Annotated in this window: 27 protein-coding genes; 11 read left to right on the top strand and 16 right to left on the bottom strand. The window is 51.1% G+C overall.

The features are described from left to right. Positions 1–85: 85 nt before the first annotated feature. A complete protein-coding gene (gene uspF / locus NQ842_RS11030) occupies positions 86–520 on the top strand; it encodes a universal stress protein UspF (RefSeq protein WP_257256835.1) in 435 nt (144 codons plus the stop codon). Positions 521–607: 87 nt separating this feature from the next. Further along, positions 608–1,012, top strand: coding sequence for a cell envelope integrity TolA C-terminal domain-containing protein (locus NQ842_RS11025; protein WP_014832235.1), 405 nt, complete (start codon positions 608–610; stop codon positions 1,010–1,012). A 53-nt stretch (positions 1,013–1,065) separates the two neighbouring features. Here the strand turns inward: NQ842_RS11025 and ompW are convergent, their stop codons facing one another. Further along, the gene (ompW, locus tag NQ842_RS11020) at positions 1,066–1,698 is read right to left on the bottom strand and encodes an outer membrane protein OmpW (protein WP_013096285.1); all 633 of its coding nucleotides are present in this window, start codon (positions 1,696–1,698) and stop codon (positions 1,066–1,068) included. Positions 1,699–1,979: 281 nt separating this feature from the next. Here ompW and NQ842_RS11015 point away from each other — a divergent pair, with 281 nt between their 5' ends. The 4 genes from NQ842_RS11015 (at position 1,980) to yciA (ending at position 4,250) form a co-directional block, all read left to right on the top strand. Then, the gene (locus NQ842_RS11015) at positions 1,980–2,384 is read left to right on the top strand and encodes a YkgJ family cysteine cluster protein (RefSeq protein WP_014832236.1); all 405 of its coding nucleotides are present in this window, start codon (positions 1,980–1,982) and stop codon (positions 2,382–2,384) included. A gap of 25 nt (positions 2,385–2,409) precedes the next feature. Then, complete coding sequence (locus tag NQ842_RS11010; protein ID WP_014832237.1) at positions 2,410–3,153, top strand: YciC family protein; 744 nt, start codon at positions 2,410–2,412, stop codon at positions 3,151–3,153. Positions 3,154–3,209: 56 nt separating this feature from the next. Beyond that, positions 3,210–3,749: a septation protein A gene (locus NQ842_RS11005; protein WP_013096282.1), complete on the top strand. Its 540-nt coding sequence runs from the start codon at positions 3,210–3,212 to the stop codon at positions 3,747–3,749. Between the two features lie 105 nt (positions 3,750–3,854). Beyond that, entirely contained in the window at positions 3,855–4,250 is a 396-nt protein-coding gene (gene yciA / locus NQ842_RS11000; RefSeq protein ID WP_013096281.1) for an acyl-CoA thioester hydrolase YciA, read from the top strand. Positions 4,251–4,288: 38 nt separating this feature from the next. Here yciA and tonB read toward each other — a convergent pair whose 3' ends face one another. Next, positions 4,289–5,011 carry a TonB system transport protein TonB gene (gene tonB / locus NQ842_RS10995; protein WP_014832238.1) on the bottom strand — a complete coding sequence of 241 codons (723 nt, stop codon included), beginning with the start codon at positions 5,009–5,011 and terminating at the stop codon, positions 4,289–4,291. A 220-nt stretch (positions 5,012–5,231) separates the two neighbouring features. Here tonB and NQ842_RS10990 point away from each other — a divergent pair, with 220 nt between their 5' ends. Further along, entirely contained in the window at positions 5,232–5,528 is a 297-nt protein-coding gene (locus NQ842_RS10990; protein ID WP_014832239.1) for a YciI family protein, read from the top strand. Positions 5,529–5,569: 41 nt separating this feature from the next. Here the strand turns inward: NQ842_RS10990 and NQ842_RS10985 are convergent, their stop codons facing one another. The 3 genes from NQ842_RS10985 to NQ842_RS10975 form a co-directional block, all read right to left on the bottom strand. Beyond that, positions 5,570–6,523, bottom strand: a complete 954-nt coding sequence (locus NQ842_RS10985) for a helix-turn-helix domain-containing GNAT family N-acetyltransferase (RefSeq protein ID WP_118282820.1) — start codon at positions 6,521–6,523, stop codon at positions 5,570–5,572. 94 nt (positions 6,524–6,617) lie between these two features. Further along, the gene (gene leuE / locus NQ842_RS10980) at positions 6,618–7,253 is read right to left on the bottom strand and encodes a leucine efflux protein LeuE (RefSeq protein WP_014832241.1); all 636 of its coding nucleotides are present in this window, start codon (positions 7,251–7,253) and stop codon (positions 6,618–6,620) included. Positions 7,254–7,361: 108 nt separating this feature from the next. Next, positions 7,362–7,535, bottom strand: coding sequence for a YciY family protein (locus NQ842_RS10975; RefSeq protein WP_086379783.1), 174 nt, complete (start codon positions 7,533–7,535; stop codon positions 7,362–7,364). A gap of 158 nt (positions 7,536–7,693) precedes the next feature. On the opposite strand from NQ842_RS10975, the gene cls reads away from it, so the two are divergent. Then, complete coding sequence (gene cls, locus NQ842_RS10970; protein ID WP_046889821.1) at positions 7,694–9,154, top strand: cardiolipin synthase; 1,461 nt, start codon at positions 7,694–7,696, stop codon at positions 9,152–9,154. 33 nt (positions 9,155–9,187) lie between these two features. Beyond that, complete coding sequence (locus NQ842_RS10965) at positions 9,188–9,517, top strand: HI1450 family dsDNA-mimic protein (protein WP_014832243.1); 330 nt, start codon at positions 9,188–9,190, stop codon at positions 9,515–9,517. A gap of 28 nt (positions 9,518–9,545) precedes the next feature. Here the strand turns inward: NQ842_RS10965 and NQ842_RS10960 are convergent, their stop codons facing one another. From NQ842_RS10960 to NQ842_RS10930, 7 genes are all read right to left on the bottom strand, one after another. Then, positions 9,546–10,415 carry an ion transporter gene (locus tag NQ842_RS10960; protein ID WP_047361568.1) on the bottom strand — a complete coding sequence of 290 codons (870 nt, stop codon included), beginning with the start codon at positions 10,413–10,415 and terminating at the stop codon, positions 9,546–9,548. 14 nt (positions 10,416–10,429) lie between these two features. Continuing rightward, on the bottom strand, positions 10,430–11,434 hold the full coding sequence (oppF, locus tag NQ842_RS10955; protein ID WP_014832245.1) for a murein tripeptide/oligopeptide ABC transporter ATP-binding protein OppF: 1,005 nt from the start codon (positions 11,432–11,434) through the stop codon (positions 10,430–10,432). Beyond that, a complete protein-coding gene (locus NQ842_RS10950) occupies positions 11,431–12,444 on the bottom strand; it encodes an ABC transporter ATP-binding protein (RefSeq protein WP_013096273.1) in 1,014 nt (337 codons plus the stop codon). Before NQ842_RS10950 ends, oppF begins: the two co-directional genes overlap by 4 nt. An 11-nt stretch (positions 12,445–12,455) precedes the next feature. Further along, the gene (gene oppC, locus NQ842_RS10945) at positions 12,456–13,364 is read right to left on the bottom strand and encodes an oligopeptide ABC transporter permease OppC (RefSeq protein ID WP_014832246.1); all 909 of its coding nucleotides are present in this window, start codon (positions 13,362–13,364) and stop codon (positions 12,456–12,458) included. Between the two features lie 12 nt (positions 13,365–13,376). Continuing rightward, positions 13,377–14,297 carry an oligopeptide ABC transporter permease OppB gene (gene oppB / locus NQ842_RS10940; RefSeq protein WP_125366045.1) on the bottom strand — a complete coding sequence of 307 codons (921 nt, stop codon included), beginning with the start codon at positions 14,295–14,297 and terminating at the stop codon, positions 13,377–13,379. 83 nt (positions 14,298–14,380) lie between these two features. After that, complete coding sequence (oppA, locus tag NQ842_RS10935; protein ID WP_014832248.1) at positions 14,381–16,012, bottom strand: oligopeptide ABC transporter substrate-binding protein OppA; 1,632 nt, start codon at positions 16,010–16,012, stop codon at positions 14,381–14,383. A gap of 771 nt (positions 16,013–16,783) precedes the next feature. Beyond that, the gene (locus NQ842_RS10930; protein WP_014832249.1) at positions 16,784–17,431 is read right to left on the bottom strand and encodes a YchE family NAAT transporter; all 648 of its coding nucleotides are present in this window, start codon (positions 17,429–17,431) and stop codon (positions 16,784–16,786) included. Positions 17,432–17,909: 478 nt separating this feature from the next. Here NQ842_RS10930 and adhE point away from each other — a divergent pair, with 478 nt between their 5' ends. Next, positions 17,910–20,588 (top strand): bifunctional acetaldehyde-CoA/alcohol dehydrogenase, encoded by a 2,679-nt coding sequence (gene adhE / locus NQ842_RS10925; RefSeq protein ID WP_046889818.1) that lies wholly within the window; start codon positions 17,910–17,912, stop codon positions 20,586–20,588. A 78-nt stretch (positions 20,589–20,666) separates the two neighbouring features. Here adhE and tdk read toward each other — a convergent pair whose 3' ends face one another. Beyond that, positions 20,667–21,281 carry a thymidine kinase gene (gene tdk, locus NQ842_RS10920; protein WP_046887703.1) on the bottom strand — a complete coding sequence of 205 codons (615 nt, stop codon included), beginning with the start codon at positions 21,279–21,281 and terminating at the stop codon, positions 20,667–20,669. A 549-nt stretch (positions 21,282–21,830) separates the two neighbouring features. Here tdk and hns point away from each other — a divergent pair. Beyond that, entirely contained in the window at positions 21,831–22,244 is a 414-nt protein-coding gene (hns, locus tag NQ842_RS10915) for a histone-like nucleoid-structuring protein H-NS (RefSeq protein ID WP_008502781.1), read from the top strand. Positions 22,245–22,443: 199 nt separating this feature from the next. On the opposite strand, the gene galU is transcribed toward hns, so the two are convergent. The 3 genes from galU to rssA form a co-directional block, all read right to left on the bottom strand. Further along, complete coding sequence (galU, locus tag NQ842_RS10910) at positions 22,444–23,352, bottom strand: UTP--glucose-1-phosphate uridylyltransferase GalU (protein ID WP_014832252.1); 909 nt, start codon at positions 23,350–23,352, stop codon at positions 22,444–22,446. Between the two features lie 200 nt (positions 23,353–23,552). After that, entirely contained in the window at positions 23,553–24,566 is a 1,014-nt protein-coding gene (gene rssB, locus NQ842_RS10905) for a two-component system response regulator RssB (RefSeq protein ID WP_014832253.1), read from the bottom strand. A gap of 91 nt (positions 24,567–24,657) precedes the next feature. Then, on the bottom strand, positions 24,658–25,560 hold the full coding sequence (gene rssA, locus NQ842_RS10900; RefSeq protein WP_014832254.1) for a patatin-like phospholipase RssA: 903 nt from the start codon (positions 25,558–25,560) through the stop codon (positions 24,658–24,660). Positions 25,561–25,620 lie beyond the last annotated feature (60 nt).

The raw sequence follows: 25,620 nt of genomic DNA, 5'->3' as shown, positions 1-25,620 counted from the left end.
CCTCCCATTTTAATGGCAAGCACAGCGCCATTAATAATGGCAGCACTACACTTAAAGTGGATAAAAAACAAACAGGAGGTGAGGTATGTTTAATTCAATTTTAGTCCCTGTCGATATCTCTGAAAGTCGTCTGACCGAACAGGTGATTCCCTATGTTCAGGCAAACGCAGCAATCGGTAACGGTAAAATCCATTTTCTGACGGTAGTGCCTTCTTTCCCTTACTATTCATCGCTTGGGCTGGCGTATTCGGTTGAAATGCCAAAGCTGGCGGAGATTCAGGAGGAAGCCCTTACGAAGCTCAAAGAGATGGTTAAGCAGTTCAATTTACCTACCGATCGTGTGGAGACACACGCCATTTCAGGTGCGCCTAAAGATCAGATCCTGAAGCTGGCTGACAGTATCAACGCTGACCTCATTATCATTGCGTCCCATCGACCGGACATCACAACCTACCTTTTAGGTTCAAACGCGGCGGTTGTGGTACGCCACGCAAAATGCCCGGTGCTGGTTGTACGCTAGAGAGTCTGGTGAGAAACTTAAGCCCCGGATTCCGGGGCTTATTTAAAACGTTGTACAATAAAATAATTTCGATAAACGGACTTAACAATGAAAAAAGTAGTGATGCTGGTATGCCTTGCCACAGCAATAACGGGCTGTGCTCCTCTCGCGCCTGAAGGTTGTCAGAAGAAAACCGCTCTCGACTCGTGCTCCTATAAGCAGTCCGGTAAAGTCTCCGATAAGGATATCTATGGTCAACAGGCTGCCGCGATAAAGCAAGCGCTGGACTCGGCGCTGGCCGATCCACACGCCTGGAATGGTAAGCGATGCAACATGCATCTCGACTTTACCGTCGACGGGCTACTGCAGAACCTGGAGATAAAAGGCGGAGACAAAGCGTATTGCCAGGCTTTAGCCGACGCGGCAAAACGAGCCACCTTCCCGCCCTTCACAGACGAGCGTGTATTTCAGGATATGGGTTCTGCCCGCTGGAACATGGAGGGGCAACCGTAGAGGTAAGCCGACAGAAAGACTGGCCATGTTCTGGCCAGTCCCGGAAGCTAGAATCAGAAACGGTAGCCCGCAGAGAACATAAACACCCACGGATCCAGACGGGTGCTGATGCTTTGTTGCTGTCCGCCCGCCTTGAAGCGCACATCGGTATCAATATCCATATACCAGACCGAGGCGTTAATTAACCAGTCGCGGTTAATGAGATAGTCCATCCCCACCTGTCCTGCCACGCCCCACGAATCTTTCAGGCTGAGATCGGTCAGTCCGGCCTCTTTACCGGTATCGTTGAATTTCTCATCGAAGAAGGTGGTGTAGTTCACGCCCGCGCCAATATAAGGACGCAGTTTGCTGCTTGAGTCACCAAAGTACCACTGCGCCATCAGCGTTGGCGGCAGATGGTGCACCGTGGCGATATCACCGGTTGGGCCTAAACCGACGCGATGACGGAATGGCGTCGCCGCAAGAAGTTCAACGCCGATGTTATCCGTCGCCATATACGTGAACGTTAAACCTAACTGGGTATTGTTGCTGACGTTAAAGCCGCCCATGCCCAGTACGTTATCAGAACCTTCTGTCGGACGTACCGTCGCCGAACCGGCACGAATAAAGAATTCACCTGCTTCATGCGCATACGCGCCGCCAGAGAGACTGCTTAAGATAAGGGCTGCCACCGCTAATTTTTTCATATCCGCTCCATCGTTGTGGTTTTAATTGCGGATGAGAATATACTCACAAAAGGGTAATAAGTGATCTGTCACAGATCACATTAAAACCAGTAAGTTAACATTCATTGATCTGGGTTAATTTTTGGTGACACACCATAAAGCGATAAGTTGTTCCTACGTCAATTTTTGGCATTTCCCGGTTACAAAATTTTCTCTTTTTCCCCTCTTGCTCTTCTGATGGCGGCTGGATAATTTAGCGCTCTCACAATGTGATTTGATGCGTTCTTTTTTGCAGGTGTGCCATGAGTGATATGAACCCGTGCATGACGTGCGGAGCCTGTTGTGCGTATTTTCGAGTCTCTTTCTACTGGGCCGAAGCCAGCGATGGCGGCGGTACTGTTCCGGTTCATCTCACTGAACCGTTATCCCCCTTTCTGCGATGCATGAGCGGTACGAATCAAAAGCAGGCCCGCTGTGTGGCGCTACACGGTGAGCCAGGCGTGTCGACCCGCTGTTCCATCTATGCGGATCGCCCCAGCCCGTGCCGGGAGTTTGCGATGTCTGGTGAAGATGGACAGGTCAACGACGCCTGTAATCGTGCCCGCGCGCGCTTCGGATTACCGCCGCTTTACAAAGATATGCTTTTCCATACAAGCCTTGATGCTGCCACGACCGCGTTATCCGGTGTACAATCGCTGGCTAATTAACACCTGCAATACTCAAGGAGAGTGCATGTCTATCACGGCGAAGTCTGTCTACCGTGACACGGGAAACTTTTTCCGCAATCAGTTCGTAACCTTTTTGCTGATCGCGTTGTTATGTGCCTTTATTACGGTGGTGCTGGGTCACGCGTTCTCTCCGAGTGAAGAACAGATAGCCAGCCTCAGCCAGGGCGACCACCTTGCAGGTAGCGTGGGGTTGTTTGAGCTGGTGCAAAACATGACGCCGGAGCAGCAACAAATTTTGCTGCGAGCGTCTGCAGCATCAACCTTCTCGGGTCTGATCGGCAATGCCATTCTGGCGGGCGGCGTCCTGCTGATGATTCAACTGGTTTCCGCCGGTCATCGTGTCAGCGCCTTACGGGCGATCGGTGCCAGTGCGCCGGTATTGCCTAAGCTGTTTATTCTTATCTTTTTAACCACCCTGCTGGTGCAAATGGGCATTATGCTCGTTGTGGTTCCGGGTGTGTTGCTGGCTATCGTCCTCGCGTTTGCTCCGGTGATGGTGGTACAGGACAAAATGGGGATCTTTACCGCGATGCGCAGCAGCGTCAGACTGGCATGGGCGAATATGCGTCTGGTTGCACCGGCCGTGATTGGCTGGCTTCTGGCCAAAACGCTCCTGCTGCTGTTTGCACCTAACTTTGCCGTACTCACGCCAAATGTAGGTGCGGTGGTGGCAAATACGCTGAGCAACCTGATATCAGCGGTACTGCTGGTCTATCTGTTCCGCCTGTATATGTTAATTCGTCAGTAATCCTGAGGCCGGGTACATCGCTGTACCAGGTCCTACACAGAAGATGGAATCACAGAATGAAGCAGTTTCTTGATTTTTTACCGCTGGTCGTGTTTTTCGCGTTTTATAAGCTGTATGACATTTATGCGGCCACGATGGCGCTGATCGTGGCTACCGCTATCGTGCTGATCTACAGCTGGGTTCGCTATCGTAAAGTCGAAAAAATGGCCCTGATTACGTTCGCGCTGGTGGCCGTGTTCGGTGGGCTGACCCTGTTCTTCCACAATGATGAATTTATCAAATGGAAGGTCACGGTGATTTACGCGCTGTTTGCGGGTGCATTACTGATCAGCCAGTGGGTAATGAAAAAGCCGCTGATCCAGCGCATGCTGGGTAAAGAGCTGACGCTGCCGCAGGAAGTGTGGTCTCGTCTGAATATTGCCTGGGCGCTGTTCTTTATTCTCTGCGGTCTGGCAAATATCTACATCGCTTTCTGGCTGCCGCAGAATATCTGGGTCAACTTCAAGGTCTTTGGCCTGACGGCGCTGACGCTTATCTTTACCCTGTTAAGCGGCGTTTATATCTACCGGCATATGCCGCAGGATGATAAGCACTGATGAATGACCGACCAGAACGTACGCGGCATGCGTTCTGGTCTATTCTCTCCAGCCGAAAATCATAGTAGCATCCCGCCTGAAGTCTTCCGTTACGAGTTTAAAACAATGACAACAAATGACGCCCCTCAGGGCGAACTGGTTTTACGCACACTGGCAATGCCCGCGGACACCAATGCCAATGGCGATATTTTTGGCGGCTGGCTGATGTCGCAGATGGATATGGGCGGCGCAATTCTGGCAAAGGAGATCGCCCATGGGCGTGTGGTCACCGTGAGAGTGGACGGCATGACCTTCCTGCGCCCGGTCGCAGTGGGTGATGTGGTTTGCTGCTACGCGCGCTGTGTTAAGCGCGGCAACACGTCGATTTCCATCAATATCGAAGTCTGGGTGAAAAAAGTCTCTTCTGAACCGATTGGACAGCGTTATAAAGCGACAGAAGCGCTGTTTATTTATGTGGCAGTCGACAGCGAGGGTAAACCCCGACAGCTGCCTCAGGCCTGATTGACAGGCAAAAAAAAGCCTCCTTTCGGAGGCTTTTCTTATTCCATCTGTGCCCCGCCGTTCAGGCGGAAAACAATATTAACGATCAACCCACTGCCCGGCTTACCTGGCTCATAACGCCATCTGCGCATCGCCGATTTCACTTCGCGCTCAAACATATTAGAAGGTTGAGCAGACAAGATTTCAACGTTATCAACCCGGCCATCCGGGGTCACGTCAAATTTAACCCGCACACGACCTTCAATGCGCAACGCCTGAGCGCGAGCCGGATATTGAGGCTGATTACGGCTTACGGCACGCGGGCCCGCTGGCGCGGTTGTCGTCGGTTTTGCGGTGGCTGGCGTGTTATTCATCACCGGCCGTGAAGGCGCTGTGTTTTCTACCGTCTGCGTGGCGCGCGGTTCAATCGGACGTTCTTCGCGTTTAGGACGTTCCTCCACCTTTTTCACCGGTTTTGGCTTCGGCTTCGGTTTTGGTTTAGGTTCAGGTTTGTGGATCACCACCGGCGCTTCTTTTGGCGGTTCCGGAACAGGCTCGGGTTCTGGCTCCGGCTCAGCAACCGGCTGTGGCGGAGGAGGTGCAACCTGCGGCGGCTCAAGATCCGCAGGCGAAACCATCGTCACTGAAATTGGCTGCGAGGGAGCTGGCATTTCAATAACCTGATGAACCGAGGTATAGAGCAAACCCGCCACAACAGCACCGTGAATCACGACAGAAAGCAACGTCGGCCAGGGAAAGCGGCGAGGTAAATCAAGGGTCATCGAAGTCATAATCATCAACGTTAAAAAACCGAACTGTGATTTTAAATGCAAATAGCAATCATATTCAATAAGACACTTTGTTCTGGCGCAATTTAAGCGCTGAAGAGGCCAAAAAAGAGGCACTCAGATCAGGGTATTAACAATGTTTTTATTTTACATTGCACGCAGTTGTCCTTTCACATAACGTTACTGACACTTTTAATGGTTAAGGAGCTTCACCGTGTTTTACGTGATTTACTCTGAAGATGTCGCAGATTCCCTGGAAAAACGCCTGTCTGTACGCCCTGCCCATCTGGCACGCTTACAGTTGCTGCAGGATGAAGGCCGTTTACTGACCGCTGGCCCAATGCCAGCTGTCGACAGCAACGATCCTGGCGCTGCCGGTTTTTCTGGATCTACGGTGATTGCCGAGTTTGAATCCCAGGAGGCCGCTCAGGCCTGGGCTGACGCCGATCCGTATGTGGCAGCAGGTGTGTACGCGAAAGTGACTGTTCGGCCGTACAAGAAAGTGTTCTGATACAAAAGCGGCTCCGAAACGGAGCCTTTTTATGGCGGTGGTTATGCATCTCTGCGCCGGGTAAATTGCTGTTCCGTGATAAGGCTTCCCCACTGGTCGCCTTCCCACTCTTTTGCCAGCGTGAAACCAAATGACTCATACAGACGTCGGGCAGTAGTCAGCTTATTGAACGTCCATAGATGCACAGCAGAAAATCCGACACTGTCGCAAAAAAGTATGGCTTCGTTCAGTAATTTTTTCCCCGCACCATGCCCCCGACAGCCGTCGTCGATAATAAACCAGCGCAGATGGGCTTCACCCTGCTCTAAATCCTCGCCATCAATGGCTACCGACCCCACGATCCTGTCGTTCAACACCGCCAGCCATATCTGATTACAGGGTTTGTCCAGTCGGCCACTAAACTCAGCCAGCCCGGAGGCCACTTTGGCCTCAAAGAAGCGACCAAAATTATGCTCGCGCGCGTAGTAACTCCCGTGCATCTCTGCGATGCGGCCAATCATGCCGGGAAGATAACCCTGCACAATTTTCAGCTCATCCGGGCGAGTGTCGACCCCCGTCTCGCGACACGCCAGCAGCGCATTGGCATACAGAGATAGCCCCTGAGATATGATCTGCTGCTGGGCAGGCTGCAGGGACTGTATTGCTGAGACAACTCGCTCGTTGCTATAGGCATTGATTTTATTGACCGTATCACGGCCCTTCCCGGTTAGCCTGAGGCTCTTCGTTCTGGCATCTTCCGTTGACACCACCTCTTCAAGTTCGCCTGCAGCAATCAGGCGAGCCAGCATACGGCTGACGCTCGATTTCTCCAGCCCCAGTAACTGCACCAGTTGACCCGCCGTCATCTCTTTGCGTAATGCGATTTCGACGAGAGTGTGGACTGCCGAGGGTGAGTAATTTGTTGAGGCCAGGGTTGAAGCCATAAAACCTAACTCTCGCACCATAAGACGCGAGGAACGACGGATGACGCTGACTACGGGGGGTTCGCTGTGCATAGTATTTCCTCACCATTTAGTTGTACTATACAACTAAATGGTGAGGGGCTGTCAAACAGAATAAAAAAGGCTCCCTCAGGAGCCTTTCATTCAATCAATGCAGCGACGCTAATCTGGCCGCAAACCCGACAAACAACAGTCCTATCAGGCCGTTCCCTAGTTTTGCCAGTTTCTTTTTCGTTTTCAGATAACGCGTGACAAAAGCGCCTGAGAAGATCAGGAAGCTCATATACATAAAGCTGATTAACTCAAGCGTGGTCGCGAGGATCAGGAAAGAGGTTCCGGTGTTTTTCGCATTCACGTCAATGAACTGAACAAAGAACGAGACGTAGAAAAGAATCGCTTTTGGATTTGTGAGGCTCAGTACCAGCGAGCGTTTCATGATCATACTGGCAGGCTCGGTACCGCTTTCCTGCGTATTATTTTGACGGTTCACCACCGACCAGAGCATTTTGGCCCCCAGCCAGAGCAGATAAAACGCCCCGAGATAGCGTACGATATTAAACAGCACCGGGGTGGTCTGGATTAACGCGGCAACGCCCGCCCAGGCAAGGAACATCAAGACGGCATCGCCAATAAACACGCCGGTGGCGGCGAGATACCCTTTTTTAACGCCATGACCAATCCCTGTTTTCAGCACAAACAAGGTATTCGGCCCTGGCACCAGTACGATAAAAAATGCGCCGACAACGTACGTCCAGAAATTCAGTACACCAAACTCCGCAAACACTTCTCCCTCCTTTTGCTCAACACAACAGGAATAGCGCGGCAAAAACGCGATTCCCAAAAAATCAGACGCCATAAAATCATTGGGCACCTTTCGGTGCCCTGATGGATCTCAGATATCCTGGACTGCGAACAGCAACGCATTGCGGTGCCGGGTCAGTCCACACTTTCTGATGGCGTGTATACGCATATTGCGGCGGGATTGAGCTTCCAGCCAACGAGCCTTACGACGACTCACCTGTCGCAACATGCGCCAGCGCCCTACTTCAGTTCTACTGCGCTTCATGTCTACAACTCTTTCTCTAACACTTTTTCTCTAAAAGAAAGGCCATTATAAACCCAACCCCGCGGCAAACCAGCGCTTTTACCTGGCGTTTTTATTTGCCAGATGATTCCTGATGCGTACACTCATAACAATACGCTTTCAAAAGGATTTTTTTACCTATGACAACCTTCTACACCGTGGTGAGTTGGCTGGTCATTCTGGGATACTGGCTGTTAATCGCGGGTGTGACATTACGCATCCTGATGAAGCGCAGAGCCGTACCCTCTGCCATGGCCTGGCTTCTGATAATCTATATCCTGCCGCTGGTGGGAATTATTGCCTATCTCTCTTTCGGTGAGCTTCATCTGGGTAAGCGCCGTGCCGAGCGAGCCCGCGCCATGTGGCCTTCGACCGCCAAATGGCTCAACGATCTTAAAGCCTGTAAACATATCTTTGCCGAGGAGAACAGCAGTGTCGCTTCCTCGTTATTTAAGCTGTGCGAACGGCGGCAAGGTATTGGAGGCGTGAAAGGCAATCAGCTACAGCTGCTAACCTCTTCCGATGATGTCATGCAGGCGTTGATCCGCGATATTCAGCTGGCCCGTCACAATATCGAGATGGTGTTCTATATCTGGCAACCCGGTGGGATGGCCGACCAGGTGGCGGAATCGCTGATGGCTGCCGCACGTCGGGGCATTCACTGCCGCCTGATGCTGGACTCCGCAGGCAGTGTCGCCTTCTTCCGCAGCCCCTGGGCCGGGATGATGCGTAATGCCGGCATCGAAGTGGTTGAGGCGCTGAAGGTTAATCTGCTACGTGTGTTTCTTCGCAGGATGGATCTTCGCCAGCACCGCAAGATGATCATGATCGATAACTATATTGCCTATACCGGCAGCATGAACATGGTTGACCCCCGCTTCTTCAAGCAGGACTCGGGAGTCGGCCAATGGGTTGATCTGATGGCGAGGATGGAAGGGCCTATCGCCACCTCCATGGGGATTGTCTATTCCTGTGACTGGGAGATAGAAACCGGCAAGCGTATTCTCCCGCCGCCACCGGATGGCAATATCATGCCGTTTGAAGAGGCCAGCGGTCATACCATCCATACCATTGCCTCCGGGCCGGGTTTCCCGGAGGATCTCATCCATCAGGCTCTGCTAACGGCCACTTACGCAGCGCGTGAGTATCTGATCATGACCACGCCCTACTTCGTACCCAGCGATGACCTGCTGCACGCAATCTGCACTGCGGCACAGCGCGGTGTTGATGTCAGCATTATTCTGCCGCGCAAAAATGACTCGCTTCTGGTGGGCTGGGCCAGCCGCGCGTTCTTTAGCGAACTGCTTGCCGCCGGGGTAAAAATCTACCAGTTTGAAGGCGGGCTCCTGCATACCAAAAGCGTCCTCGTGGACGGTGAGTTAAGTCTGGTGGGCACGGTAAACCTGGATATGCGCAGCCTGTGGTTAAACTTTGAAATCACGCTGGTCATTGATGATGCCGGATTCGGCGGTGACCTGGCCGCGGTGCAGGACGATTATATCTCCCGTTCGCGCCTGCTGGATGCCCGGCTGTGGGTAAAACGTCCGCTGTGGCAGAGAATTGCCGAACGACTGTTTTACTTCTTTAGTCCGTTGCTGTAAAACGTGCCCAACGATGTTAAACAGGTAGTCATCATGGAAATGGATCTGAACAATCGCCTGACCGAAGACGAAACGCTCGAGCAGGCTTATGACATTTTTCTCGAACTGGCGGTTGATAACCTCGATCCCGCAGACGTGATCCTCTTCAATCTGCAGTTCGAAGAGCGCGGCGGCGCCGAGTTATTCGATCCTGCTGAAGACTGGGCTGAGCACGTGGATTTCGATCTGAATCCTGACTTCTTTGCCGAAGTGGTGATTGGGCTGGCAGATGAAGATGGTGGCGAAATTAATGACATTTTCGCCCGCGTGCTGCTGTGCCGCGAGAAAGACCATAAGCTGTGCCACATCATCTGGCGCGAATAATAAAAGGCTGCGAATGCAGCTTTTTTATTTACTCCGGTAACTCGCTCCCGCAACGGTTACAGTACCGGGCGCTAAGCTCATGTTCAGCCTGGTGACAGCGCGGACATTTTCGCTGCAGTTTGCGGCTCTGAAATGCACTACTCATATGCGTGGTAATAAGCCCTGTCGGAATGGCAATCACCGAATACCCAATCAGAATCAGCACCGAAGCGACAATACGCCCAAGCGGCGTATGCGGCGTGATGTCTCCATAACCAACGGTTGTGACGGTGACAATTGCCCAGTAGACGGAGGCGTTCAGCGTCGTGAAGCCATATTTTGGCCCTTCGATCAGATACATCAGCGCGCCGAAAACAATCATGACAATGGCAATAAACGAATAAAACAGAATGAGCTGATGCCGCGCGCTCATAATTGCGCTCCAGAACACCCGTAATGACGGCATAAAACGCAGCAGTTTCAGAATACGTAATACCCGAATAACGCGCATCGCTCGCCAGGCAAATACATAGCTCAGGCTAATCTCCGGCCACAACCACATTACATAAAGCGGCAGGACGGTGGCTAAATCAATAAATCCCCAGAAACTGAAGACATATCTGGCCGGGTTGGGCCAGCAGACAACACGCAGCAGATATTCAGCTGTAAAGACCAGGGTAATGATCAGTTCGATCCAGACAAAAACATGCCATTCATCATAGGTCAGGTGATACTGCGTCCCGGCCCCCGATTCATAGAAGATAACCACCACGCTGAGCAGCGCAAACAGCCCACATAGCCCTTCGAAGCGGCGTCCGGATACCGTTTTCGGATCGAATAAAAAATGATAAAGCCGCCGACGGGCTGAGGTGAATATACTCGACACGGTAACCTCGCAAAAAATAAGGGCTGACATCATGTCAGCCCTTGCGATTATAACGGGTCTACTTTGAGGCAGGAAACCGCATGTCGGAAACTGCCCTCCAGAACCGGACGTGTTTTCGCACATTCCGGCCCGGCCAGTGGACATCGCGTACGGAATACGCAACCTGATGGCGGGTTAATCGGCGACGGCAACTCGCCTTCCAGCAGTTGGATGGTTTTATTTTTTTCCAGATCGGGATCGGGAATTGGCACCGCGGACATCAGCGCTTTGGTGTAAGGGTGCAGTGGGTTGTGGTACACCTCATCATAGGTGCCCAGCTCCACGGCATGACCCAGGTACATGACCAGTACGCGGTCAGAAATGTGTTTCACCACCGCCAGGTCGTGCGCAATGAAGATCAACGACAGCCCCATCTCGCGCTGCAGCTTCTGCAGCAGGTTTACCACCTGTGCCTGAATGGAGACGTCCAGCGCGGAAACGGGCTCATCACAGATGATCAGCTTAGGCTCAAGGATTAACGCACGGGCAATACCAATACGCTGACACTGACCGCCGGAAAACTCATGCGGATAGCGGTTGATGAGGTTTGGCAGCAGCCCCACTTTCATCATCATCGCCTTAACGCGATCGCGTACTTCCTGACGCGGCATCTTCGGATGGTAGGTCCGCAGCGGCTCGGCAATGATTTCGCCAATGGTCATACGCGGGTTTAAGGACGCCAGCGGGTCCTGGAATATCATCTGGATATCGCTGCGTACGTCGCGCCACTCATCGGGTTTCATCCCCAGCAGATCTTTACCCAGCCACGCTACTTTACCGCCGGTTGCTTTCACCAGGCCGATAATGGCACGCGCAAAGGTCGATTTGCCGCAGCCGGACTCTCCCACCACGCCCAGGGTTTCCCCTTCATACAGACGAAGCGTTACGCCATCCACCGCTTTCAGGGTCTTCGGCGGTTGCCAGAACCACTGTTTACCGTCCTTGATGTCGAAATGCACCTTCAGGTCGGCGATTTCAAGCAGCACATTTCTTTTTTCATCTAATGCGTTCATACCAGCTCCTCCTGCGGCTTAAAGCAGGCGCGCAGACGGCCTGGTGCAAACTCTTCCAGCGGCGGAGCGCTGTTACAGATTTCCATCGCATGCGGGCAGCGCGGCTGGAACGGACAGCCTTTCGGCAGACGCAGCAGGTTTGGTGGGTTGCCCGGAATGGTCAACAGGGATTCCCCTTCGGCATCAAGACGTGGCACCGCATTCAACAGACCAATCGAGTACGGATGCGCAGGCTGATAGAACACATCGCGCGCTTTGCCATATTCCATGGTCCGACCGGCATACATCACCAGCACTTTGTCACAGATGCCCGCAACCACGCCTAAGTCGTGAGTGATCATGATAATCGCCGTGTTGAACTCACGCTTAAGCTCGTTCAGCAGGGTCATGATTTGCGCCTGAACGGTCACATCCAGCGCGGTGGTGGGTTCATCGGCAATCAGCAGTTTTGGACGACACAGCAGCGCCATGGCAATCATCACACGCTGGCGCATACCGCCAGAGAACTCATGCGGGAACATGCGCATGCGCTTTCGTGCTTCCGGCATTTTGACCGCATCAAGCATTTTAACGGACTCTTCAAAGGCTTCGGCTTTGCTCAACCCTTTGTGCAGCATCAGGACTTCCATCAGTTGCTCACCGACGCGCATGTACGGGTTCAACGAGGTCATCGGATCCTGGAAAATCATCGAAATCTGCTCGGCACGGAGCTTGTTCAGCTCATGCTCAGGCAGATTGAGGATCTCACGCCCGTTAAATTTGGCGGAACCGCCAATCACACCGTTAGCCGCCAGCAGCCCCATCAGCGCGAACGCCGTCTGAGATTTACCGGAACCGGATTCGCCCACGATACCCAGCGTTTCACCCGCGCGCAGGTTGAAGTTGAGATCGTTTACGGCGGTGACATCCCCGTCCGGCGTCTTGAAGGTAACGCGGAGATCGTTTACATCCAGCAGAAGGTCGCTTCGCTGTTGCGCCTGTGGCGCAGTTGCCGTTTCAATAATTGTCATGACGGCGCTCCTTAACGGTCTTTCGGGTCGAGGGCATCACGCAGGCCATCGCCGATAAAGTTGAAACAGAACAGAGTGACGACCAGGAAGCCCGCCGGGTATAACAGCAGCCACGGTGAAACTTCCATTGAGTTTGCACCATCACTCAGCAGCGCACCCCAGCTACTCAGAGGCTCTTGCGTACCCAGACCCAGGAAGCTCAGGAATGATTCAAACAGGATCATACTTGGCACCAGCAGCGAGGCATACACCACCACCACGCCCAGCACGTTCGGAACGATGTGGCGGACAACGATATTCCCTGTCGAGACGCCACCCACCTGCGCCGCTTCGATAAACTCTTTGCGTTTAAGGCTCAGCGTCTGGCCACGAACAATACGCGCCATGTCCAGCCAGGAGACCATCCCGATGGCCACGAAGATCAACAGGATGTTCTGACCGAAGAAGGTCACCAGCAGGATCACGAAGAACATGAACGGGAAGGAGTTTAAAATTTCCAGCAGACGCATCATGACCGAGTCCACTTTCCCGCCGAGATAACCGGAGAGCGAGCCATAGAGCGTGCCGACAATCACGGCCACCAGCGCCGCAGCGATCCCCACCATCAGTGAGATACGGCCACCGATGGCGACGCGCACCAGCAGGTCGCGGCCGGATGAATCCGTACCAAAGTAGTGGCCGGACTCCATATCAGGGGCACTGGACATCATGCCCCAGTCAGTATCGAAATAGGTGAATTGCGACAGCATCGGTGCCAGGGTCACAAACAGCGCGATAAGCACCAGAACAATCAGACTGGCGACCGCCGCGCGGTTATGCATAAAGCGACGGCGGGCGTCCTGCCAGAGGCTACGACCTTCTACTTCCAGTTTTTCACTGAAGTTTTCCAGCGCCTCGCTGTTTTTCTTACTCAACATCATGGCGTGCTCCAGTTAGTAACGGATTTTCGGGTCGATAACGGCATACAGCACATCGACAACAGCGTTAAAGAGAATGGTCAACGCTCCCACGAGGATCGTCAGGCTCAGTACCAGCGAATAGTCGCGGTTGAGTGCGCCGTTAACGAACAGCTGACCAATACCCGGCAGGCCGTAGATGGTTTCAATAACCATTGAACCCGTAATGATACCGACGAACGCAGGTCCCATGTAAGAAAGCACCGGCAACAGGGCTGGCTTGAGCGCATGACGGAAAATAATCCGGCGCATCGGCAACCCTTTCGCACGCGCGGTACGGATGAAGTTAGAATGTAATACTTCAATCATCGAACCACGGGTGATACGCGCGATACTGGCGATGTACGCCAGAGAAAGTGCCACCATCGGTAAAATCATGAACTTCAGTGCCCCGCCGTTCCAGCCGCCGCCGGGCAGCCATTTCAGCGTGATGGCAAATATCATCACCAGTAATGGCGCGACAACGAAGCTGGGGATGACCACCCCGGTCATTGCGCCCCCCATTACCGTATAATCCCATTTGGTATTTTGTCTGAGCGCGGCGATAACGCCTGCGGTGACCCCGAGAACAACGGCCAATAAGAATGCTGCAGCACCCAGTTTTGCCGATACCGGGAAGCTGGACGCCACCAGGTCGTTAACGGAATAGTCTTTATATTTGAATGACGGCCCGAAATCGCCATGCGCCAGTTGCTTCAGATAGTTGAAGTATTGCGTGGAGATAGGATCGTTTAAATGATATTTCGCTTCGATGTTCGCCATCACTTCAGGTGGCAGCGTACGTTCACCCGTGAATGGACTTCCCGGCGCGAGACGCATCATAAAGAAGGAAATTGTAATTAGAATAAATAACGTTGGTATCGCTTCTAAACAGCGACGCAGGATAAATTTCAACATTGCCCGTACCTTCTGGCGTGTGCCTGATGAATGTTACAAAGTAGACACAGTGGGGCAAGCCACGCCCGCCCCACGTATTGCCATTAATGCTTGATAATATAAAGATTCTTAACGGAAATATTATCCAACGGGTCTTTACCGGTATAACCCCCAACCCACGGTTTCACCAGACGGGCGTTCACGTAGTAGTAAACCGGTACAATTGCCGAGTCTTTATCGAGCTGTTGTTCTGATTTAGCGTACAGGTCTGCACGTTTTGCATCGTCAGTAACCTGCAGCGTTTCAGCGATCAGCTTATCGAATGCCGGGCTCTTATAGTGCGCGGTGTTGTTCGAGCTGTCGCTGAGCATGGTATTCAGGAAGGATGTCGGTTCATTATAGTCCGCACACCAGCCTGCACGCGCAACATCAAAGGTGCCCTGATGGCGGGTATCCAGGAAGGTTTTCCACTCCTGGTTTTCCAGCTTAACGTTGGCACCCAGGTTTTTCTTCCAGATAGAGGCAACGGCAATAGCCAGTTTTTTGTGCAGATCGGACGTGTTGTACAGCAGGTTAAACGTCAGTGGCTTATCTGCGGTATATCCCGCTTCGGCCAGCAGCTTTTTCGCTTCTTCGTTACGTTTTTCCTGTGACCACTTGAACCACTCAGGCTCAACCAGTTTCATGCCATCGGTATACGGCGGGGTGTAGCTGTACGCTGGCAGATCGCCCTGGTTTTTCACTTTGTTAACGATAATATCGCGATCCAGTGCCAGCTTCAGCGCAGTTCGGACACGTACGTCGGTGAACGGTGCTTTCTGGTTGTTAATTTCGTAGTAGTAGGTGCACAGATACGGATCGACATGTACTTCTTTCGGGATCTCTTTTTTCAGTTTCTGGAACAGTTCAATCGGCATGTTGTTATAGGTCATGTCGATCTCGCCGCTGCGGTAGCGGTTAACGTCAGTCACTTCTGAAGAGATTGGCAGGTAGGTTACCTGATTAATCACGGTTTTCGCGTTATCCCAGTATTGCGGGTTACGCTCCAGAACCATACGTTCGTTGACCACCCAGTCTTTCAGTTTATAAGCACCGTTGGTCACGATATTGGCAGGCTGGGTCCATTTTTCACCGAATTTTTCCACTGCGGATTTTGGTACCGGGGAGACGGACGGGTGGACAAGCAGCTTATAGAAGTACGGAACAGGTTCGCTCAACGTCACTTCAAACGTATTCGCATCGATCGCTTTTACACCCAGATCGGTGACCGGTTTTTTACCAGCGATGATGTCATCGATATTGGCGATATGGCCATACTGCAGGTAGCTCGCATACGGAGAGGCGGTATTTGGATTCGCCAGACGCTGCCAGCTATAGACGAAATCTTCGGCGGTAACCGGCGTACCGTCGGACCATTTCGCATCTTTACGCAGATGGAAGGTCCAGACTTTGAAATCTTTGTTTTCCCACTTTTCGGCGACGCCCGGTGCCGGGTGGCCTTCTACGTCAGTCACCAGCAGCCCTTCAAACAGGTCGCGGTTGACGTTTGACTCAGGAACGCCCTCAATTTTATGCGGGTCAAGAGACTGAACTTCCGCCCCGTTGTTACGTACCAGCGTCTGCTTCTCAGCCAGCTGTACCCCTGCAGGGACGTCCGCAGCCATTGCAGCGTTGCCCGCGATTAGCGCAGTTAAAATCCCCGCCGCTACCAGATTTTTTTTTGTGATGATGGACATTGTGTTGGTACTCCACTCATTATAATTACTGGCCTTCGCCAGCTGTGTAATCCCCTGTTGGGGCCTGTACAGCGCAGGAGTTTTTTTTGCTGCTGTCAGGTTCTTTTTTTTACTTCTTGCTATCACCGACTTCTTTATTACTGACCGCTCGTATGGCCGTCTTGCGTCGATTCTTGACACGTCTCCCCTGTCTGAGACATGTACTGGATATTCGCGAAGATGACTTTATGAAAATAATTCTCATCTTCTTGTTTTATGCTGCAAAATATTAGGCCGGAAAGTATCAAAAGGCGTAAACGCACGCCAATACATTTTGCAAATTTGTTAAGCAATTCTCTTTTACGACGAGTCCCAAATCTTTGAGGGCAGCCTTGCCTGACATTGAATAACGAAAAAGGCTCAATTATTCAATATGATAGAGAAAACGTTCTCTGCGAGCGCGTCGCTGCGCTATCATCGAGTGGTTTTGTACAAAAACTTAACAATTGGTTATTATTTAGCACATTCCTCTAAGGGAGCGTTGAAATTACTAATATCATTTCGGTTATCTCTCAGCAAGCCCAAGAGTATCATGTGAGTAAAATAACAGAGTGATTGAAGAATTTCTGTGCAGGCGGGTAACGGTAAAATATATAACTTCTTGAAATGCAAGGAATGAACATTATTAGTAGAATTTATTATGACATGTAAGCATTTCAACTTTATTTATATGATTTGCTGATATTCACGTAAAAAAACGGAGCCGTTGGCTCCGTTCTTTCATATGAAATGTCAGTGCAAAAGTCCCGGAAAAATGCTCTTAATACCGGTGACGATGAATTCTATGCCCAGCGCCATCAATAGCAGACCCATGATACGGGTAATGACGTTGATACCCGTCTGCCCCAGCAAGCGCACCAGCCAGGGCGCCATGCGGAACACTCCCCAACAGCAGAGAGCAAAAACAGCGATGGCGACAGAAAAGCCAACCAGGTGCATCCAGTTGTGGTAGCGCGTTCCCCAGACAATCGTCGAACTGATCGCGCCGGGACCGGCCATCAGAGGCAACGCCAGCGGGACCACCCCAATGCTCTCGCGGATGGCGGTTTCTGACTTCTCCTGTTTGTTCTGCTTATCTTCCCCCAGCTTACCGCTGATCATCGACATGGCGATAGTCACCACCAGGATCCCACCCGCAATCCGGAAAGAATCAATTGAGATACCGAACACCTGAAGGATGGCATCCCCAAGATAAAGGGAGGTCAACAGAATAATCGCGACCGACAGGTTTGCGGTGAGATTGGTTTTGTTCCTTGCCGCCGCCGTCTGGTAACTGGTCATACTAATGAAGACAGGTATGATCCCCACCGGGTTAACCAATGCAAACAAACCAATAAAAAACTTAAAATATGTAGGAAAATCAAAGAGCGATAAGATCACATTTTGCTCCGCTTTTGCGTATGCCCCGGGGCTGACAGGAGTCAGTCAAAATCGCGCTGAAGATACGCTTTTTATGCGCATACTTCACCAGAAATCTGCGCCAAAACGTTATCATTTCATGATGTTAAATATTTGTATAAGCAATGATAGCGCCACTTCCAATAGTTACTTAATTATTTAACACTGGAATAATCTCAAAGAAATAACCCTGCTGAAAGGTATCAGCTTGGGGGAAAATTGACGCAGATCATGATTTCCGTACTCAGAAGTGAGTAATCTTGCTTACGCCCCCAGGGAGATCACCTGTCAAAAAGGGATGATGCTAAGGTAAGGCTCTTTTAGTAAATTAGTGTACTGGAGCAGGAAGTAACCCATTGTTTTACTGTGTGTTACGCAAGTCGTATCGGCTCTGTCTATACTGTGTGACGTATCGAGCGCTGGTTTACTAAAAGAGTTTAAACATTATCAGGAGAGCATTATGGCTGTTACCAATATCGCTGAACTGAACGCCCTCGTCGAGCGCGTTAAAAAAGCCCAGCGTGAATATGCCAATTTCACCCAAGAACAGGTTGATAAAATCTTCCGCGCGGCCGCTCTGGCTGCTGCAGATGCTCGAATCCCTCTCGCTAAAATGGCCGTAGCCGAATCCGGCATGGGTATCGTTGAAGATAAAGTGATCAAAAACCACTTCGCTTCAGAGTATATCTATAACGCCTATAAAGATGAGAAAACCTGTGGCGTACTGTCTGAAGACGACACTTTCGGTACTATCACCATTGCAGAACCTATCGGCATTATTTGCGGTATCGTTCCAACCACTAACCCAACGTCTACCGCTATCTTCAAATCTCTGATCAGCCTGAAGACCCGTAACGCAATTATCTTCTCTCCGCACCCACGTGCGAAAGACGCGACCAACAAAGCAGCAGACATTGTTCTGCAGGCTGCAATTGCTGCTGGCGCACCAAAAGATCTGATCGGCTGGATTGACCAACCGTCTGTTGAACTGTCCAACGCACTGATGCACCACCCGGACATTAACCTGATCCTGGCGACCGGTGGTCCTGGCATGGTTAAAGCTGCATACAGTTCCGGTAAACCTGCTATCGGTGTAGGCGCGGGTAATACCCCAGTGGTTATTGATGAAACAGCCGATATCAAACGTGCTGTTGCGTCTGTACTGATGTCCAAGACCTTCGACAACGGCGTTATCTGTGCTTCTGAACAGTCTGTTGTTGTCGTTGACTCCGTTTACGAAGCTGTTCGCGAACGTTTTGCCAGCCACGGCGGCTACCTGCTGCAGGGCAAAGAGCTGAAAGCGGTTCAGGATATCATCCTGAAAAATGGCGCACTGAACGCGGCTATCGTTGGCCAGCCAGCGTATAAAATCGCTGAACTTGCGGGCTTCACTGTTCCAGCGACCACCAAAATTCTGATCGGTGAAGTTAAAGTTGTCGACGAAAGCGAACCATTCGCTCACGAAAAACTGTCCCCTACTCTGGCCATGTATCGCGCGAAAGATTTCGAAGACGCGGTAGAGAAAGCAGAGAAACTGGTTGCGATGGGCGGTATCGGCCACACTTCTTGCCTGTACACTGACCAGGACAACCAGCCAGAGCGTGTTGCTCACTTCGGTCAGAAGATGAAAACCGCACGTATCCTGATTAACACCCCTGCATCTCAGGGTGGTATCGGCGACCTGTACAACTTTAAACTCGCACCTTCCCTGACTCTGGGTTGTGGTTCCTGGGGTGGTAACTCCATCTCTGAAAACGTTGGTCCAAAACACCTGATCAACAAGAAAACCGTTGCTAAGCGAGCTGAAAACATGTTGTGGCACAAACTTCCGAAATCTATCTACTTCCGCCGTGGTTCTCTGCCAATCGCGCTGGATGAAGTGATTACTGATGGCCACAAACGTGCGCTCATCGTGACTGACCGTTTCCTGTTCAACAACGGTTACGCTGACCAGATCACTTCTGTTCTGAAAGCCGCTGGTGTGGAAACTGAAGTGTTCTTTGAAGTTGAAGCTGACCCAACCCTGAGCGTTGTTCGCAAAGGTGCCGAACTGGCTAACTCCTTCAAACCAGATGTGATTATCGCACTGGGTGGTGGTTCCCCAATGGACGCCGCGAAAATCATGTGGGTGATGTACGAGCATCCAGAAACCCACTTCGAAGAACTGGCACTGCGCTTTATGGACATCCGTAAACGTATCTACAAGTTCCCGAAAATGGGTGTAAAAGCGAAAATGATCGCGGTAACCACCACTTCCGGTACAGGTTCAGAAGTTACACCGTTCGCAGTAGTAACAGATGACGCAACGGGTCAGAAATACCCACTGGCTGACTATGCACTGACTCCAGATATGGCCATCGTTGATGCCAACCTGGTGATGGATATGCCGAAATCACTGTGTGCATTCGGTGGTCTGGACGCCGTCACCCACGCCCTGGAAGCGTATGTTTCCGTACTGGCTTCTGAGTTCTCTGACGGTCAGGCTCTGCAAGCGCTGAAACTGCTGAAAGAAAACCTGCCAGCGTCTTACAACGAAGGGTCTAAAAACCCGGTCGCCCGTGAACGTGTCCACAGTGCGGCAACCATCGCCGGTATCGCGTTTGCGAACGCCTTCCTCGGGGTTTGCCACTCAATGGCTCACAAACTGGGTTCACAGTTCCACATTCCTCACGGTCTGGCGAACGCCCTGTTGATCAGCAACGTTATCCGTTATAACGCGAATGACAACCCAACCAAGCAGACTGCTTTCAGCCAGTACGACCGTCCGCAAGCACGTCGTCGTTACGCTGAAATCGCAGACCACCTGGGTCTGAGTGCACCGGGCGACCGTACTGCCGCGAAGATCGAGAAACTTCTGGCATGGCTGGAAAGCCTGAAGGCTGAACTGGGTATTCCAAAATCTATCCGCGAAGCGGGTGTTCAGGAAGCTGACTTCCTCGCACACGTTGATAAGCTGTCTGAAGATGCATTCGATGACCAGTGTACTGGTGCGAACCCGCGCTACCCACTGATCTCCGAGCTGAAACAGATCCTGCTGGATACGTTCTACGGACGTGAGTTCAAAGAAGGTGACGTTGCAGCTGTGAAAACAGAAGCACCAGCCATTAAAGTTGACAAAAAAGCGAAGAAAAGCGCCTGATTGACAACGTGATAAAAAACCCGCCATTGGCGGGTTTTTTTATGTCCGGATATCAGGCATTTTACCTGACCCGAAACACTACTTCCGGTTGTCGTGCTGTATCGCCGTCAGTGAGCCTACAGACAACGCTTCTTTATAATGCTTACGGCAGACCGACACATAACGTTCATTGCCTCCTATCACCACCTGCTCACCATCTGCATAGGGTTTTCCGGCTTGATCGAGCCGAAGCACCATACTGGCTTTGCGACCGCAAAAACAGATGGTTTTCAATTCGACCAGTTTATCGGACCAGGCAAGCAAATACTGGCTACCGGCAAATAGCTCACCGCGGAAGTCCGTGCGCAATCCGTAGCAGAGAACGGGAATATCAAGTTCATCAACAACCTCAGAAAGCGCATGAACCTGTTCACGCGTCAGGAACTGGCTCTCATCTACCAGAACGCAATGAATGGGCTGGGTAGTATGCTCTGCACGAATATCCTGCAACAGGTCCGTTTGCGGGTTAAACAGTCTGGCCGGTGACGAAAGACCGATTCTGGAACTCACCTTACCGGCGCCAAAGCGATCGTCGATTTCAGCAGTGTAAACAACGGTACGCATCCCTCGTTCCTGATAATTGTAGGAGGATTGCAGTAACGCCGTGGATTTACCGGCATTCATTGCCGAATAGTAGAAATAAAGTTGTGCCATTGGCCGTCAAACCCTAATCAATGTGTAATATTCCCGATGAATCATTGTACCATATTTTGTCTGGTCATCAGCGATACACCACACAGTCTATGGGGTTCTCTACGGTGTTAACCGCCGGAAATTTACGAAAATAATGCGATAAAACAGCAGGTAAACTGATTCAGCACGCGCAATATGTCTCGATCCCGCTAAAGATAACACTTCTTTTTATACTGGAATCACCGTTCATTAAAATTCACTATTTATTAACTATTTTTGCCTTTGCAACGCGGGCAGAAACTAATACAAAAGGCTGATATTTATCCGCTGCAACTATAATTCCTGCGGTAAATGTCACAAAAAAAAGATGCAACCGAACGGGTTAAGCAGCTAAGCGTGATAACAAGCGAGCCTGTCAGGTGATGAAATTTAAGTTAGCGTAATTAATAATAGCGGCCATAATTCCATATTTTTTGAATTCCTTACATTCCCACCTATTGCACAACTGAATTTATCGCTCTATTATTAGGACAACAAACCACCCCCCATTATAAGTTTGAGATTACTACAATGAGCGAAGCACTTAAAATTCTGAACAACATCCGTACTCTTCGTGCGCAGGCAAGAGAATGCACCCTGGAAACGCTTGAAGAAATGCTGGAAAAATTAGAAGTTGTAGTTAATGAACGTCGCGAAGAAGAAAGCGCTGCTGCTGCTGAAATCGAAGAGCGTACGCGTAAACTGCAGCAATATCGTGAAATGCTGATTGCTGATGGTATCGATCCAAATGAATTGCTGAACAGCATGGCTGCAGCTAAGACCGGTACTAAAGCAAAACGCGCTGCTCGTCCGGCTAAATATAGCTATGTAGACGAGAACGGCGAAACGAAAACCTGGACTGGCCAGGGTCGTACTCCTGCTGTTATCAAAAAAGCCATGGATGAGCAAGGTAAACAGCTGGACGACTTCCTGATCAAGGATTAATCCTAACGTATTCAGAAAAATCCCGCTTAATGCGGGATTTTTTTTACCCGCAATTTCCACAAACATCCCCTTACATGCCGTCATATTGGGACATAGCGCTATTTAATGTTCCTTACAGACCAGGGTTACAGCCGTGAGTTTTGGGCATAAAAAAACCGGTGGGCATCGCCTCACCGGTCTTGATCATTCGCAGACGGGGTTATTTTTTAATACCCACGCTTTCTTTCAACCAGGCTTTAAATTCTTCACCCAGTGAATTGTGGCGGATGCCATATTCAACAAAGGCCTGCATATAACCGAGTTTATTACCGCAGTCATGGCTCTTACCTTTCATATGGTAAGCTTCAACTGTCTCTTTCTCGATCAGCATATCGATGGCATCAGTCAGCTGGATCTCATCCCCTGCTCCTGGAGGCGTCTTCGCCAGCAGTGGCCAGATTTCTGCGCTCAGGACATAGCGACCAACTACCGCCAGATTAGACGGCGCGACATCGGCTTTAGGCTTCTCTACGACGCCCACCATTGGTACGCTTTCACCCGGTTCCAGATTAACGCCTTTGCAGTCAACCACACCGTAAGCGGTGACGTCGTCGACAGGCTCAACCATAATCTGGCTGCTACCCGTTTCGTCGAAGCGTTTGATCATCTCGGCCAGGTTATCCTGAGAGAGGTCGGATTCGTATTCGTCCAGAATAACGTCTGGCAGAATGACCGCGACAGGCTCATTACCCACAACAGGATGTGCACACAGTACTGCGTGGCCCAGACCTTTAGCCAGCCCCTGACGTACCTGCATAATGGTGACGTGTGGAGGGCAAATAGACTGAACTTCTTCTAACAGCTGACGCTTAACACGTTTTTCCAGCATGGCTTCAAGTTCGAAACTGGTATCAAAATGGTTTTCGATAGAGTTTTTAGATGAATGCGTAACCAGCACAATTTCAGTGATGCCGGCTGCGATACATTCGTTTACGACATACTGAATTAATGGCTTATCAACCAGTGGCAGCATTTCTTTAGGAATTGCCTTAGTTGCTGGTAACATCCTGGTCCCCAATCCCGCTACCGGGATGACGGCCTTTCTGACTTTCGAATTTAGGGCAGCCATTCAAATTCTCCTGAGCTGTTCAAGTTTTGAACTTTTATGCATTAAATAACGCGTTGAGTATATCAGCCTCATCCCACAGTCCGGGTCTGAAAAGAACGCGTTGCCGATCAATTAGGATAAATACGCATGAATCTGGGCAGCGATAGTAGCACTCCCCGCAAAACACAGGTAAAGCAATCTTAAAATTAAAATCCAACTGCTTATTCCGTGGACAACATTAACCGCAACCGTCCCCCGGCGCCCCAAATTTGGCACTGCCAGGAGGAACAGCGATGGCTAATTTGATTAAGATAAGCCGTACCCAATGTCCCCAGCGGCACACCGTTGCTAACCTGAATATGATGTTCCCCGGTATTCAGTGAGGCGTTCAGACCTGCTGACACGAGGATAAGATTTTTCAATCCACTGTGGTAATAACCTACCAACAGGGGAAATTGTCCTGGTAAATTGGCCTGGCGAAAAAGCTGGTTAACTTGTTTCAGCAAACTGCCTAACTCAGGAAGCCGTTGCCCCTGATGCGATAACTGCTCCTGCAACAGACCGTTAAATAGCGCACGAAGTAATAACGCCGCTAATACACCATTATCGCCTGCACGGGTGACATCCAGGGAATAAAACGCAAGATCCGAATCCGACAGTGGCGCAATATCCAACACCAGTCCGGGCTGGTCAGCAGCCACCAGCTGACGATAATTTATTCGACAATGTGAAAAAGTTTGTTGTACCGGTGGCTGAAGTTCCTGCAACAGCTTCGCCGCGGCAGGCGGATCACTGACCAGTGCATCCCAGTCCTGGAAAAGGCGCTCCTCTTCCTCAACGCGGGAATTAAACATATTCGGATAAAGGCATGCCAGCACCGTTTCACGCAACCGGTTCAGATCTTTTACTGGTTTCAGCAGAATATCCTGCACCCCCAGACGCAATGCTTTGGCAATATCCGCCATATTTTCCGTCGCGGAGATCACCAGAATGGGGGTCTGGTTACCCTCATTACGCAGATGTTCAACCAGCTTCAGGCCATTCATCCGCGGCATTGCGATATCACAGATCATCAGATCGGGCGTGATACTGACCATTTTTTCCAGCGCGTCGACACCATCTTCAGCCAGGGCAGTGGTTGCCCCCAGCGAGGATAACCACGAATCCAGTAGCGATCGGAAAACGGGCTCGTCTTCAACAATCAAAATGTGTTTTCCGGCCAATGGCTGCGTCATGGTTCCTCCCCTGGCTGACAGTTACTAAATAGTGGCATGCTATCGGCACTATCGCCTGTCAGATTTTGCTGAAGTAGTCAAAAAAAGGTACTTAACGTGCTGTTCGCACAAATGGCAATAATTCGTCCATTTTCTTTTCGACGGCTAAAGATCCCGCTGCGATGGCGGCCTCAGCCCGATGGAAATCAAGGGTAGAGATTTGTGGACAATAGGGTTGAATCAGAATATCCGGTGGGTCGCCCGCCATACGGTTACGTTTCAGGCGGTTTTCAAGCACCTGGATGGACGTCGTCATGATCTCAATTGCCGTCGGCGCGGTTACCGAGCGGCGTGCAGCCATACGACCAATGCGACCGCGTAAGCGTTCATGCCAGGCCAGTTTCTCGCCCTCAGCATCTTCACTTTGCAGATTGACAGGCATGAGGTCTTGTTGCATCAGGTGAGCGTCGTGCTGTAAATCGACGGCAATCACAATATCAGCCCCCATCGCACGAGTCAGAGAGATTGGCACTGGGTTAACGACCCCGCCATCAACAAGCCAATAGCCGTTATGCGGGACAGGTGCCATTAGCCCCGGCATGCTGCAGGAGGCACGAACGGCAAGGTGGATATCCCCTTCGGTCAGCCAAAGCTCACGCCCCGTGCTGAGATTCGTCGCCACGGCGCCGAAAGGCATCTGACAGTCGTTGAAATCCTGGAGAGGCATAATCTGACGGAACTGGTTAAAGACGCGTTCACCGCGAAGCAACCCGCCGCGCTGCCACGAAAGGTCCATCAGGCGCAGCACGTCCCAATAGCTGAAGGATCGCACCCAGGTTTCGAGTTCCGGCAGTTTTCCACACGCATAGGCGGACCCCACCAGCGATCCAATCGAGCACCCTGCAACAATATCGACATCGACGCCCATCTGGTTTAAGGCATTTATCACGCCGATATGTGACCATCCGCGGGCTGCACCTGAGCCCAGCGCCAGTCCAATTTTAACCTTTCTCATTAGCCCTGTTTTACTTCCCCTGGATTCCCGACATAGCGTCGACGCAACAGCTCAGTTAAC

It is taken from the genome of Enterobacter cloacae complex sp. R_G8 (genome assembly GCF_024599795.1).
In the GTDB taxonomy this organism is placed as follows: domain Bacteria; phylum Pseudomonadota; class Gammaproteobacteria; order Enterobacterales; family Enterobacteriaceae; genus Enterobacter; species Enterobacter dissolvens.
The sequence above is the reverse complement of the archived record's forward strand: the minus strand, read 5'-3'. Positions and strand labels throughout refer to the sequence as shown.